Source organism: Acidovorax sp. A1169 (assembly GCF_030704685.1).
Taxonomy (GTDB): domain Bacteria; phylum Pseudomonadota; class Gammaproteobacteria; order Burkholderiales; family Burkholderiaceae_C; genus Acidovorax.
The window spans coordinates 20,913-32,458 of record NZ_JAUZDX010000034.1 but is presented as its reverse complement, the minus strand read 5'-3'; the positions used below and the strand labels follow the sequence as shown (position 1 = coordinate 32,458).

Genomic DNA, 11,546 nt, shown 5'->3' with positions numbered 1-11,546 from the left:
GGCTTTTTTCAGGTCTTCCGCTTTGGTAATTCCATAAAATCGACCGCGACCATTGATGGCAGCATGCCAAAGGTCCAGTGCCCGCCTGTTCTCGGCACTCATTGCCGGCCAATCTTTGTTCTTTGTCACAAAATCAGGAAAGCTGCCATCATACCCAAACGGTGTTTTGGCAGTGGGCGCAAAAATCGTGTTGGAGCCTGGCCAAGTGGTCGCTGAATCACTGACGCCAATGGTATAGGTAACCATGTGGGGCCAGGTGGCCGGATTGTATTTGGGATTCCAATACTTTTCAAGAGCTATGGATTTGCCGCCTGCTGTAAATGTTTCTGTGGCTGGCGCATTATCGTATTCTTTGGTGGGCTTCAGTTTGTTTGCGTCGGTCAGGCCGGTGCTTTGCAAAGGCTTGGACCAACTGAAAAAAGCCCAGTCAGCCAAGGTATTGCTGTAAGTTTGTCCTGCCGTGTCCGTGTCTCGAAAAAGGTTTGTTTGTGCTATACCGGCAGCGTTGCCGCCATACACTTTGCCGTCATTGAGGGACAAATTGGTGGAGTTGTCTCGATAGGTGGAATCGGTGACGGCAATGGGGGTGCCATTCCAACGTCCGTCGGACATCAAAATATGGTAATTGCGTCTGCATCCAAGGTAAGGTGCGCCTGTTGTTCCTGGCTTGTACGCCCATGGTCCATCAGCACTCAAGGCGCCGCGCATGTAGGTATCTGCCTGCGAAAACATATCGTGCGATGGCGTGCCATTGTTGGGCAGCAGATAATCCACAAAGCTCAAGAAATTGGCTCTGTGTGTGGCGTCCAGTGAACGCATTTTATTCTTGGCGCCAGTGGCGGTGGTGTTGACGTCATCCGCGCCGGGTGTTTTCCCTTTGCCGGGATTGGCCACGTTGCCGCCATACCAGTAAGACAGGTCATTGTATTTATTGACCGAGTTCCCGTTGTTGTGCAAGACTTGCCAGGCAAGCCGAATTTTATTGTCTGGAATCAGGGTCGTGTCGTTGAAAACCTGTTTCAACGAGTATCTCAAGATATTCATGCGGCGACTGGTGGTTGGCCAAACACCAGAGGCATTGGGTACTGTTTCGTTGGTAGCGCCGGTCAAGCTTTCTTGATCCAGACGGAATCCCATACTGCCGGAGTCATCAATTGAAATAATGACATTGGGCGCCACAAACGAAGATTTTGCGGTTGGTAATGGTGGTTCTTGCACCAAGTCAAGGGCCCAAACACTTTGGGGAGTCAATGCCGCACATGCAGCAAGGGCGAGGAGGTTTTTGCGGAAATGGGGGGCGTCGGTGCGGGGCATGGTTTGCTCCTTCGATGGATATATTGGCCTGAAAAATTTATTGTTGAAGCAATAAACGTCAAATCGAAAATTCAGTCTTTTTTACGCTGGCGTGCATAAGTTTCTTGCAGCACCACCATGGTTTCTGGCTTGCGCCCGTAGGCGAGTGCGGTAATGCGATAGATCGCATACACATCCAGATTGAGTTTGAGCTGGTTGCTTACAGTGTCCACAATGAGATTCTGTGTTTTACTGGCGTCGCTGTATGGCATGACTTCAATCCAATACCATCCACCTCGGTTATTTGCACTGCGGTCAGCCAATATAGGGTTGGCGTTGCTGCCAGTTCCAAATTTAGCCCCGGTGAACTCACCAAAACGTGCACCAATCCCTGCGGTGGCCAGTTGTTCCAGCGGAACTTCGCCAGGTTGCAAGCCTGTGGGCACCGGAAGGGTGGCGCTGGTATAATTCCAAAAATCTTGCCGTCCGGTACGCCTTGTGCAAATGCCGCTGCGGCATTTGGTGGTTTGTGCATCCATCGTATTGATTAAGGCAGTGATTTCCTTCGATTCCAGCGGAAATTTGTCGGCCGAAAAACTGCGGCAGATATTTCCCCCTGCAATGCAATTCAAGCCATCTACGGTTTTGCCAGTGGCTACGTCGTAGTCGGCGCTACGGATGTCGAGTTCGGCATCTTGCACCAGGGCTTGGGCAGCTTCAAAGGCGCGCTGATAGTCGGCATCGTTACTCACCACCATCTCATTGAAAAGCGATGTGCGCGATGCCCACAGCGCGAGCAGCATGGAGAGCATGACGAAAACAATCACCACGAACAGGGCTACGCCTTGTTGGCGTTGCGGGCGAGGTTTCGCAAAGGAAGCATGGATACTGGGCATGGGAGGCCTGTTTGTTCGAGCGTTGTTAGAGCAGCCCTTGGCTGCGCAGTTGGAAAACGTTGCGGAAGACCATGTGCATCCGGTTTTTGCGCGATCCTGCAAGAGCAGTCATGTCAACGTCTGCATTGCTACAGTCTTTGTAGTAGCTCGGTGTGGGCATATCAATGGCTTCGGTGCCATACAACACCAAACACACCTCGACGCCCTGCACCGCACGCCAATTGGTTACAGCGGCCGCATTGACAGGCTTGATCGCGCTGCCTGTTGCCGTCAATATCTGCTCCAAGTAGGTAACCTGAAATTCCGCTGCGTTTTGGATAATTGCTTGGGCTGCTGCACTATTTCCACCACATTCCAGTTGGATGCCGCTGAGCTGAAATGTGCTCGTAACGGCTTCGTCTACGTTGGAGGCGTCATCTGTGGGGCCCCCCAGGCAATTTCGTGCCGAAGACTGAGGAGTGGCCGCTGTGAACACGGCGTCTTTGTAGCGTCGGTAGGTGACTGTGGGGGCGCCGGTGGAGGTGTTCCCCTGAATGGTTTTGGCTTGCTCGAAACTGATGCCCGAGGAACTGGTGGCGTCCGTCTCAAAGGCCACGGCCGTGAGTGGGTCCGTGGCCACCGCACCTGCAACGGGGGTGGTATTGACGTACAGGGAACCGGCTTGGCGCAGTTGCTGACCGATGGAGCGCATAACGTAGGCTGCTTGCTGTTGGATGTTGCTGGCATCGCTGACGGTGCCAGATACGCCGCGTGACACCATGAGTGCGCCCATGGACACGGCAACCACCAGCAAGCCGATGGTGATACCGACCATGAGTTCGATCAACGTGACGCCGCGTTGGCCAACGCGGCTTGGTGCATGTCGATTGAAGCGCATGGCTACTAGGCGGTTTGATGTTGGGTGTGTGGCAGGCATGGGATGCGCTTTGGGGTATCTGGAAGCCATGGGGAGCACCACTAAGAGCAGTAAAACAAGGGTGTGCCGCTGCCGTTGTCGTAAGGCGCGCAGCGAGCGGAGACAGGGATATATTGCAAATGGCAGGTCCGGTTGTCCGGGCAGGCGACGTCAGCCCCGCCGCTCGCAGTTCCTTTGCTTGCGTCGATGTCGTCTGTTTTGGTCCCGTTGCGCTCGTTTTCGCGCCAACTGATCATGACGCCGAGTTGGCGGCGGTTGGGGTCGTTGGCTGTTGCGCCTTCACTCTGGGCCCAAAAAATGCTGGCTTGTCCCAAGGGAAGGGTATCGGCTACTGCTTTCTTCCATTTGGCCAAATCAAATGTGGCGAGTGCGGCGGCATCGCAACCCGTGGCGCAAGCCGTTGGGGTGTAGGTAGGCACTGTGGCGAAATCGCTCTTGTAGGAGTCCGCACTGACAATGGCATTGGGAGTGATCTTCAATCGCTCACTGAGGTCTTCAATCAATCGGATGGCTTGCGCGCGGCGCACCGTGGTTTGGGTGTCTGTCAGTGTGCGCATTTGCACACCCAGAATGCCAAGGATGCCCAGTGCGGCAATGACAAGGGCGACCATTGATTCGATCAGCGAGATGCCGCGTTGGTGTTTGTGCAATGTGGTATTCATGATCGTCATGCGTGCATGGGTATGGGGTTCCAACGGCTCAAGCAGGGCAGGCAGCGCCCTGCTTTGTTTGTGCTATTCGCCCGCCGCCCGAAATACAAAGCCGGATGGCGTTGGCATCGGTCGTGGTTTTGCCGGCCGGATGGATCAGGATGCTCATTCCGACGGTGGGGGCGCCGCCGTTGGTTTCGGAAAGCATGCCCCAGCGATCCGCATAGAGCTTTACCTTGCTGTTGCTTTGGGCCATTGTGATCTTGCTGGGTGGAGCGCTGACCTGGCGGTCGGTCGTAGTAGCGTTTTGAGTGTGGGTGACCTTCCAGCCGTTGTCCCACCCTCCGGTTGCATCAATGGTGATGCCTCCACCGCTCTTGATGGCTTCGGAGCGAGCGTAGTAGATGGTTGATGTAAGATTTTCCGCCGCACTGCGCACCCGCCAGCGCTCAATCAAGGGCGTGAAGCTGGGGGCTGCCAATGCGGCCAAAATCCCCATGATGGCCACGACGACCATGAGTTCAATCATCGTAAATCCGGCGCTGGCACGTGAGTTTCCACCGAATGTGCGGATTCCTCGCCGACGGGTAAAGCTCTTTGATTGCATGATTTTCATATTAGGTGACCGGATGTGACGTGACCATTGCGTACTGACCAGTGGCATGGAAGCCGGGACGAGCGGGCGGAGGCTGTGTCCTGAAAGGCACAGGCGCTGGCTCCGGGATTGTCGAGCGGCCCGGCGCCTGCACCTGATGTTCCGCGCTTTCTGTTGCACTTGCGGGTGTTTTGTCGCTTGCTTTTGCGCGATCCGTGGGGGTGTGGATGCGTTGTGCACCTTGCGATGGAGTGCATTCTGGGTGCACCCATGGGGGTTCGGCAAGCCCAAAAAGACCGATTTGCCGAGGTGCAGGCTATAATCCGAGGGTTTTGCATGGTGCAAGACGCACGCCACCGGCCATTCCAGCGGGTGGCGCAAGTAAAAACCGGGGTCTTCGGCTGTCTGCTGCGGGCCTCAATCCAAGGAAAAAGTAATGATCGCATCCTCCATCAAGGCCGAAGTCGTCAAGGCCAACGCCCGTGCTGCCAACGATACTGGCAGCCCAGAAGTGCAAGTGGCCCTGCTGACGGCCCGCATCAACGAACTGACCCCTCACTTCAAGACGCATGCCAAGGACCACCACGGTCGCCGCGGCCTGCTGCGCATGGTGAGCCGTCGTCGCAAGCTGCTGGACTACCTCAAGGCCAAGGACGCTGAGCGCTACACCGCGCTGATCGCCAAGTTGGGTCTGCGCAAGTAATCCCCATTGCATGCCAAAACGCCTGGGTTAGTCCGCTAGCTCAGGCGTTTTTTACTTCGGAGCCGCAAAACAGAGCGAAGCTGTGTCATTCCAACGGGCCTGCCGCCACCGTGCGCAGGGGGCAGGTCCGCTGGAATGGCATCGTGTTCTGAATTGCCCTCCACGCCAGGCTGGCACTGTGCTGCCAGCTACAACAAAAGGAGCTGAACATGAGCATTTTCAACAAAGTCACCAAGACCTTCCAATGGGGTGACAAGACCGTCATCATGGAAACGGGCGAAATCGCCCGCCAAGCCTCCGGCGCCGTGCTGGTGAACATCGACGACACCGTGGTGCTGGCCACCGTGGTGGCTTCCAAGTCAGCCAAGCCTGGCCAGGACTTCTTCCCCCTGACGGTGGACTACATCGAGAAGACCTACGCCGCCGGCAAGATTCCCGGCAGCTTCTTCAAGCGCGAAGCCAAGCCCAGCGAGCACGAAACGCTGACCAGCCGCCTGATCGACCGCCCGATCCGCCCGCTGTTCCCCGAAGGCTTCTTCAACGAAGTGCACGTGGTGATCCACACCGTGTCGCTGAACCCTGAAGTCGACGCCGACATTGCCGCCCTGATCGCCACCAGCGCCGCCCTGGCCATCTCCGGCATCCCGTTCACCGGCCCCATCGGCGCCGCGCGCGTGGGCTACATCAATGGCGAATACGTGCTGAACCCCGGCCAGACCGCGCGCAAGGGCTCGCAGATGGACCTCGTGGTCGCCGGCACCGAAGCCGCCGTGCTGATGGTGGAATCCGAAGCCCAGCAGCTGTCCGAAGAAATCATGCTCGGCGCCGTGGTGTTCGGCCACCAGCAGGGCAATATCGCCATCAACGCCATCCACGACCTGGTGCGTGATGCTGGCAAGCCCGCATGGACGTGGCAAGCCCCTGCCAAGGACGAGGCCCTGATCGCCAAGGTTGGTGCCCTGGCCGACGAGAAGCTCGCCGCCGCCTACCAGATCCGCAACAAGCAAAGCCGCACGCAAGCCTGCCGCGAAGCCTACGCTGCCGTGATGGCCGGCCTCAAGGCCGAAGGCGTGGAGTTCGATGCCGTCAAGGTCGAAGGCATGCTGTTCGACATCGAAGCGCGCCTGGTGCGCAGCCAGATCCTGGCCGGCGAGCCGCGCATCGACGGCCGCGACACGCGCACCGTGCGCCCCATCGAGATCCGCAACAGCGTGCTGCCCCGTGCCCACGGCTCGGCCCTGTTCACGCGCGGCGAAACCCAGGCGCTGGTCGTGACCACGCTGGGTACCGAGCGCGATGCCCAGCGCATCGACGCCCTGGCCGGCGAGTACGAAGACCGCTTCATGATGCACTACAACATGCCTCCCTTCGCCACCGGCGAAGTGGGTCGCATGGGCTCGACCAAGCGCCGCGAAATCGGCCACGGCCGTCTGGCCAAGCGTGCCCTGATGGCCGTGCTGCCCACCAAGGAAGAATTCCCCTACACCATGCGCGTGGTGTCGGAAATCACCGAATCCAACGGCTCCTCGTCCATGGCTTCGGTCTGCGGCGGCTGCCTGTCGATGATGGACGCCGGCGTGCCCATGAAGGCGCACGTGGCCGGTATCGCCATGGGCCTGATCAAGGACGCCAACCGCTTTGCCGTGCTGACCGACATTCTGGGCGATGAGGATCACCTGGGCGACATGGACTTCAAGGTCGCCGGTACCACCGCCGGCATCACCGCGCTGCAGATGGACATCAAGATCCAGGGCATCACCAAGGAAATCATGCAGGTCGCCCTGGCCCAGGCCAAGGAAGCGCGGATTCACATCCTGGGCAAGATGCAGGAAGCCATGGGCGAAGCCAAGACCGAAGTGTCCAACTTCGCGCCTAAGCTCTACACGATGAAGATCAACCCCGAGAAGATCCGTGACGTGATCGGCAAGGGCGGCTCCGTGATCCGTGCGCTGACCGAAGAGACCGGCTGCCAGATCAACATCGAGGAAGACGGCACCATCACCATCGCCGCCACCGACAACGCCAAGGCCGACGAAGCCAAGCGCCGCATCGAGCAGATCACGGCCGAAGTCGAAATCGGCAAGATCTACGAAGGCCCTGTGACCAAGATCCTGGACTTCGGCGCACTGATCAACCTGCTGCCCGGCAAGGATGGCCTGCTGCACATCAGCCAGATCGCGCACGAGCGCGTCGAGCGCGTCGGCGACTACCTGACTGAAGGCCAGATCGTCAAGGTCAAGGTCATGGAAACCGACGAAAAGGGCCGCGTCAAGCTGTCCATGAAGGCTTTGGCCGACCGCCCTGCGGGTGGTGGTTTCAGCGACCGCCCAGCTCCCCAGGAGCGTGGTGACCGTGAACCCCGCCGCGACCAGGGCCGTGATCGCCAGCCAGCCGACCAGCAGCAGCAACAACAGTCGCTGCCATCGGATGGCGTTTCCGGCCAGGTGAACGGCTGATATCTGCCGCCTTTGCTGCCGCCATCGGGTGGGCCGCTTGCAGCGGCCTCCTGTGGGTGGTGGTCGGGGCTGGTGATTTCCATGCCATCAACCACGGACCTTCCTATGCAAGCGGTGGAGATTTCCTCGTTCGGCGCGCCTGAGGTCTTGCGCCTCGGTGAGCGCCCCGTGCCCGTGCCGGCTGCAGGCGAGCTGCTGATCCGCGTGGGCGCCAGCGGCATCAACCGCCCCGACGTGCTGCAGCGCATGGGCCACTATGCGCCACCCCCTGGTACCTCCGACCTTCCCGGTCTCGAGGTGGCAGGTGTGGTGGAGGCGGGTGACGCCGAGGCGCTGGCCCGCTCGGGCCTGGCCATTGGCGACCGTGTCTGCGCGCTCGTGGCCGGTGGTGGCTACGCGCAATGGTGCGTGGCGCCGGCCGAGCAGTGCCTGCCGGTGCCCGCCGGGTTCAGCGATATCGAGGCCGCCTCGCTGCCCGAGACCTTCTTCACGGTGTGGAGCAACGTCTTCGACCGTGGCCGCCTGCAGACGGGTGAAACCCTGCTGGTGCAGGGTGGCACCAGTGGCATCGGCGTCACCGCCATTCAGCTGGCACGCGCCTTCGGTGCCACGGTGATCGCCACGGCGGGCAGCGACGACAAGTGCCAGGCCTGCCTGGACCTGGGCGCGCACCATGCCGTCAACTACAAGTCGCAGGATTTCGTGGTCGAGGCCAAGCGCATCACCGATGGCAAGGGTGTCGACGTGGTGCTGGACATGGTCGCGGGCAGCTATGTGGCGCGCGAAGTCGAGTGTCTGGCCGAGGATGGCCGCATCGTCATCATCGCCGTGCAGGGCGGGGTCAAGAGCGAGATCAACGCTGGCCTGGTGCTGCGCCGCAGGCTCACCATCACCGGTTCCACCCTGCGTCCGCGCTCGGTGGCCTTCAAGGGTGCCATTGCCCGTGCGCTGCGCGAGCAGGTGTGGCCCTTGCTGGCCGCCGGTACGGTCCGCCCGGTCATCCACAGCACCTTTGCGGCGGCCAATGCGGCCCAGGCGCATGCCCTGATGGAATCCAACCAGCACATTGGCAAGATTGTTTTGACGTGGTGAACATGAAAAAGAAGCTCATCGCAGGCAACTGGAAGATGAACGGCGGCCTGGCCGCCAACGAAGCGCTGCTCAAGGCATTGCGGGATGGCATGGCCTCGGCCGCGCCGCAGTGCGATGTGGCCGTGGCTGTGCCCTCGCCTTACCTGGCCCAGGTGCAGGCGCTGGTTGCGGGCTCGGGCATCGCCCTGGCTGCGCAGGATGTGTCGGCACACGAACAAGGTGCCTACACGGGTGAGGTGTCGGCCGCCATGCTCAAGGAGTTCGGTGCGCGCTATGTGCTGGTGGGGCATTCGGAGCGCCGCCAGTACCACGGCGAAACCGATGCCGTCGTGGCCATCAAGGCGCAGCGCGCGCTGGCGCTGGGCGTCACGCCCATCGTCTGCGTGGGCGAGACCCTGGCAGAGCGCGATGCGGATGAGACCGAAGCCGTCGTCAAGCGCCAACTGGCTGCGGTGATCCACCTCAATGGCCACTGCATCAGCGAAATCGTGGTGGCGTACGAGCCGGTCTGGGCCATCGGCACGGGCCGCACGGCATCGCCCGAGCAGGCGCAGGCGGTGCATGCCGTGCTGCGTGCGCAGTTGGCCCTGGCCAGCGAGCATGCCGACCGCATCCACCTGCTGTATGGCGGCAGCATGAATGCCGCGAATGCGGCCGAACTGCTGGCGCAGCCGGACATCGATGGTGGCCTGGTGGGCGGTGCTTCGCTCAAGGCGGGCGATTTCTTGCAGATCATTGGTGCTGCCCGTCCGGGCCGCGCCTGAAGCTATTCAAATCAGGAGTAAACAGAGAATGAACGTGATCGTGAATGTGGTTCTGGCGGTGCAGATGATCACCGCCCTGGTAATGATCGGGTTGATCCTGATCCAGCACGGCAAGGGTGCCGACATGGGTGCTGCCTTCGGCAGCGGCAGCTCGGGCAGCCTGTTCGGCGCCAGCGGCAGCGCCAACTTCCTGTCGCGCACCACGGCGGTGTTGGCAGCGGTGTTCTTCGCTGCCACGCTGGCTCTGGCATACTTCGGCAACGCGAGGCCCGCCAGCTCTGGCAGCGTGCTCGAAGCGCCTGCGGCAGCTTCTTCCGCGCCAGCCTCGGCTGCGTCGGGTGCCGCTCCTGTGGCGATTCCTGTGCCTGTGGTGCCGGCCTCTGGCGCGGCGCAGATCCCGACCAAATAATCTGCACTAATTTGGGCCCTGAACTGCGGAGCAGGGTTTTTACGGAGTAGAATCCGGGATTGTCTGGAAAGCCAAAACCGCAAGGTTCCTCATGCCATCCAGGCACGTACATCCAGCCGTCGTGGTGAAATTGGTAGACACGCTATCTTGAGGGGGTAGTGGCGAAAGCTGTGCGAGTTCGAGTCTCGCCGACGGCACCAAAACAAAGGCCTCCCCGACATGACCCTGCAAGGGCCATGTCGGGCCAGGCTACAGCGGTGAGCACATCCTCAAGATGAACCTCGATCAGTACCTCCCCGTCCTCTTGTTCATCTTGGTCGGCATCGCCGTAGGCGTTGTTCCCCTTGCCATCGGATATGTCCTGGGCCCCAATCGCCCGGACGACGCCAAGAATTCCCCCTACGAGTGTGGCTTTGAAGCCTTCGAGGATGCGCGCATGAAGTTTGACGTGCGCTATTACCTCGTCGCCATTCTCTTCATCCTTTTTGACCTTGAAATCGCGTTCCTCTTCCCGTGGGCGGTCACGCTGCACGAGGTGGGTGCCGCCGGTTTCGTGGCTGTGGTGATTTTCCTGACGATCCTCGTCGTGGGCTTCGTCTACGAGTGGAAAAAAGGCGCCCTCGATTGGGAATGACAGCGGGCTTCAACAAGGACTGATGCAATGATTGAAGGCGTGATGAAGGAAGGCTTCATCACCACGAGCTATGACTCCGTGGTGAATTGGGCCAAAACCGGTTCGCTGTGGCCCATGACCTTTGGTCTGGCTTGCTGCGCGGTCGAAATGATGCACGCAGCGGCTGCACGCTACGACATCGGCCGCTTCGGTGCCGAAGTGTTCCGTGCCAGCCCCCGCCAGTCCGATCTGATGATCGTGGCCGGCACGTTGTGCAACAAGATGGCGCCTGCCCTGCGCAAGGTGTACGACCAGATGTCGGAGCCCCGCTGGGTGCTGTCGATGGGTTCGTGCGCCAATGGCGGTGGCTACTACCACTACAGCTACTCCGTGGTGCGCGGTTGCGACCGCATCGTGCCCGTGGATGTCTACGTGCCCGGCTGCCCCCCCACGGCCGAGGCGCTGATCTACGGCATCATCCAGCTGCAGCAGAAAATCCGCCGCACCAACACCATTGCGCGCGTCTGAGGGTTGACGATGACATCTGTTGCCATTCGCCCTGAAAAAATCAAGGACACCGTTGCCGCCGTGCTGGGCGACAAGGTCCGCAAGATCCACGTGGCCCTCGGTGAGGTCACCGTCGAAGTCTCCGCCGCCGACTACCTCGCTGCCATGCAGCAGCTGCGCGATGCGCCCGGCTGCCAGTTCGAGCAGCTGATCGACCTGTGCGGCGTCGACTACTCGGCCTACGCCGACGAAGTCAACGAAGGCGCGCGCTACTGCGTGGTGTCGCACCTGCTGTCGGTCAGCCTGAACCAGCGCCTGCGCGTCAAGGTGTTCTGCGCCGACGACGATTTTCCGATGGTGGCCTCGGTTGCCGACCTGTGGAACTCGGCCAACTGGTACGAGCGCGAAGCGTTCGACCTGTTCGGCATCGTGTTCGACGGCCACAACGACCTGCGCCGCATCCTGACCGACTACGGCTTCATCGGCCACCCCTTCCGCAAGGACTTCCCGCTGTCCGGCCACGTCGAGATGCGCTATGACGCAGAGCAACGCCGGGTGGTCTACGAGCCCGTGTCGATCGAGCCGCGCGAGATCACGCCGCGCATCATCCGCGAAGACAAGTACGGAGGCCTGCACTAAGGCGCCCGCGCCC

At 60.4% G+C, this 11,546-nt stretch carries 12 protein-coding genes, 1 tRNA gene and 1 pseudogene; 9 read left to right on the top strand and 5 right to left on the bottom strand.

Annotated features, from left to right (window positions below; genetic code table 11):
* The 5 genes and pseudogenes from QYL93_RS30440 to QYL93_RS30420 form a co-directional block, all read right to left on the bottom strand.
* Window positions 1-1,314: pseudogene (locus tag QYL93_RS30440) on the bottom strand (pilus assembly protein PilC); the annotation flags it as partial.
* Between the two features lie 71 nt (window positions 1,315-1,385).
* Entirely contained in the window at window positions 1,386-2,189 is an 804-nt protein-coding gene (locus tag QYL93_RS30435; RefSeq protein ID WP_305747171.1) for a pilus assembly protein, read from the bottom strand.
* 25 nt (window positions 2,190-2,214) lie between these two features.
* Complete coding sequence (locus QYL93_RS30430) at window positions 2,215-3,066, bottom strand: PilW family protein (protein WP_305747170.1); 852 nt, start codon at window positions 3,064-3,066, stop codon at window positions 2,215-2,217.
* Window positions 3,067-3,146: 80 nt separating this feature from the next.
* Window positions 3,147-3,776, bottom strand: coding sequence for a type IV pilus modification protein PilV (gene pilV, locus QYL93_RS30425; RefSeq protein WP_305747169.1), 630 nt, complete (start codon window positions 3,774-3,776; stop codon window positions 3,147-3,149).
* A gap of 28 nt (window positions 3,777-3,804) precedes the next feature.
* Window positions 3,805-4,362 (bottom strand): GspH/FimT family pseudopilin, encoded by a 558-nt coding sequence (locus QYL93_RS30420; protein ID WP_305747173.1) that lies wholly within the window; start codon window positions 4,360-4,362, stop codon window positions 3,805-3,807.
* A gap of 424 nt (window positions 4,363-4,786) precedes the next feature.
* On the opposite strand from QYL93_RS30420, the gene rpsO reads away from it, so the two are divergent.
* The 9 genes from rpsO to QYL93_RS30375 all read left to right on the top strand — a co-directional run bounded on the left by rpsO (window position 4,787) and on the right by QYL93_RS30375 (window position 11,533).
* Complete coding sequence (gene rpsO, locus QYL93_RS30415) at window positions 4,787-5,053, top strand: 30S ribosomal protein S15 (RefSeq protein ID WP_007849123.1); 267 nt, start codon at window positions 4,787-4,789, stop codon at window positions 5,051-5,053.
* A gap of 209 nt (window positions 5,054-5,262) precedes the next feature.
* Window positions 5,263-7,509 carry a polyribonucleotide nucleotidyltransferase gene (pnp, locus tag QYL93_RS30410; protein WP_305747168.1) on the top strand — a complete coding sequence of 749 codons (2,247 nt, stop codon included), beginning with the start codon at window positions 5,263-5,265 and terminating at the stop codon, window positions 7,507-7,509.
* Window positions 7,510-7,614: 105 nt separating this feature from the next.
* A complete protein-coding gene (locus tag QYL93_RS30405) occupies window positions 7,615-8,601 on the top strand; it encodes an NAD(P)H-quinone oxidoreductase (RefSeq protein ID WP_305747172.1) in 987 nt (328 codons plus the stop codon).
* A 2-nt stretch (window positions 8,602-8,603) separates the two neighbouring features.
* Complete coding sequence (gene tpiA / locus QYL93_RS30400; protein WP_305747167.1) at window positions 8,604-9,365, top strand: triose-phosphate isomerase; 762 nt, start codon at window positions 8,604-8,606, stop codon at window positions 9,363-9,365.
* A 28-nt stretch (window positions 9,366-9,393) separates the two neighbouring features.
* The gene (gene secG, locus QYL93_RS30395; RefSeq protein ID WP_057202176.1) at window positions 9,394-9,774 is read left to right on the top strand and encodes a preprotein translocase subunit SecG; all 381 of its coding nucleotides are present in this window, start codon (window positions 9,394-9,396) and stop codon (window positions 9,772-9,774) included.
* 115 nt (window positions 9,775-9,889) lie between these two features.
* Window positions 9,890-9,974 (top strand) — tRNA-Leu (locus tag QYL93_RS30390).
* Between the two features lie 74 nt (window positions 9,975-10,048).
* Entirely contained in the window at window positions 10,049-10,408 is a 360-nt protein-coding gene (locus tag QYL93_RS30385; protein WP_057202177.1) for an NADH-quinone oxidoreductase subunit A, read from the top strand.
* Between the two features lie 27 nt (window positions 10,409-10,435).
* On the top strand, window positions 10,436-10,915 hold the full coding sequence (locus QYL93_RS30380) for an NADH-quinone oxidoreductase subunit B family protein (protein WP_007849129.1): 480 nt from the start codon (window positions 10,436-10,438) through the stop codon (window positions 10,913-10,915).
* Window positions 10,916-10,924: 9 nt separating this feature from the next.
* The gene (locus tag QYL93_RS30375; protein ID WP_305747166.1) at window positions 10,925-11,533 is read left to right on the top strand and encodes an NADH-quinone oxidoreductase subunit C; all 609 of its coding nucleotides are present in this window, start codon (window positions 10,925-10,927) and stop codon (window positions 11,531-11,533) included.
* The last annotated feature ends 13 nt before the right edge of the window (window positions 11,534-11,546 follow it).

Coding starts and splice junctions, on each gene's coding strand:
- QYL93_RS30435 (WP_305747171.1), bottom strand. CDS start 2,189: ATGCCCAGTATCCATGCTTCCTTTGCGAAACCTCGCCCGCAACGCCAA.
- QYL93_RS30430 (WP_305747170.1), bottom strand. CDS start 3,066: ATGCGCTTCAATCGACATGCACCAAGCCGCGTTGGCCAACGCGGCGTC.
- pilV (WP_305747169.1), bottom strand. CDS start 3,776: ATGACGATCATGAATACCACATTGCACAAACACCAACGCGGCATCTCG.
- QYL93_RS30420 (WP_305747173.1), bottom strand. CDS start 4,362: ATGCAATCAAAGAGCTTTACCCGTCGGCGAGGAATCCGCACATTCGGT.
- rpsO (WP_007849123.1), top strand. CDS start 4,787: ATGATCGCATCCTCCATCAAGGCCGAAGTCGTCAAGGCCAACGCCCGT.
- pnp (WP_305747168.1), top strand. CDS start 5,263: ATGAGCATTTTCAACAAAGTCACCAAGACCTTCCAATGGGGTGACAAG.
- QYL93_RS30405 (WP_305747172.1), top strand. CDS start 7,615: ATGCAAGCGGTGGAGATTTCCTCGTTCGGCGCGCCTGAGGTCTTGCGC.
- tpiA (WP_305747167.1), top strand. CDS start 8,604: ATGAAAAAGAAGCTCATCGCAGGCAACTGGAAGATGAACGGCGGCCTG.
- secG (WP_057202176.1), top strand. CDS start 9,394: ATGAACGTGATCGTGAATGTGGTTCTGGCGGTGCAGATGATCACCGCC.
- QYL93_RS30385 (WP_057202177.1), top strand. CDS start 10,049: ATGAACCTCGATCAGTACCTCCCCGTCCTCTTGTTCATCTTGGTCGGC.
- QYL93_RS30380 (WP_007849129.1), top strand. CDS start 10,436: ATGATTGAAGGCGTGATGAAGGAAGGCTTCATCACCACGAGCTATGAC.
- QYL93_RS30375 (WP_305747166.1), top strand. CDS start 10,925: ATGACATCTGTTGCCATTCGCCCTGAAAAAATCAAGGACACCGTTGCC.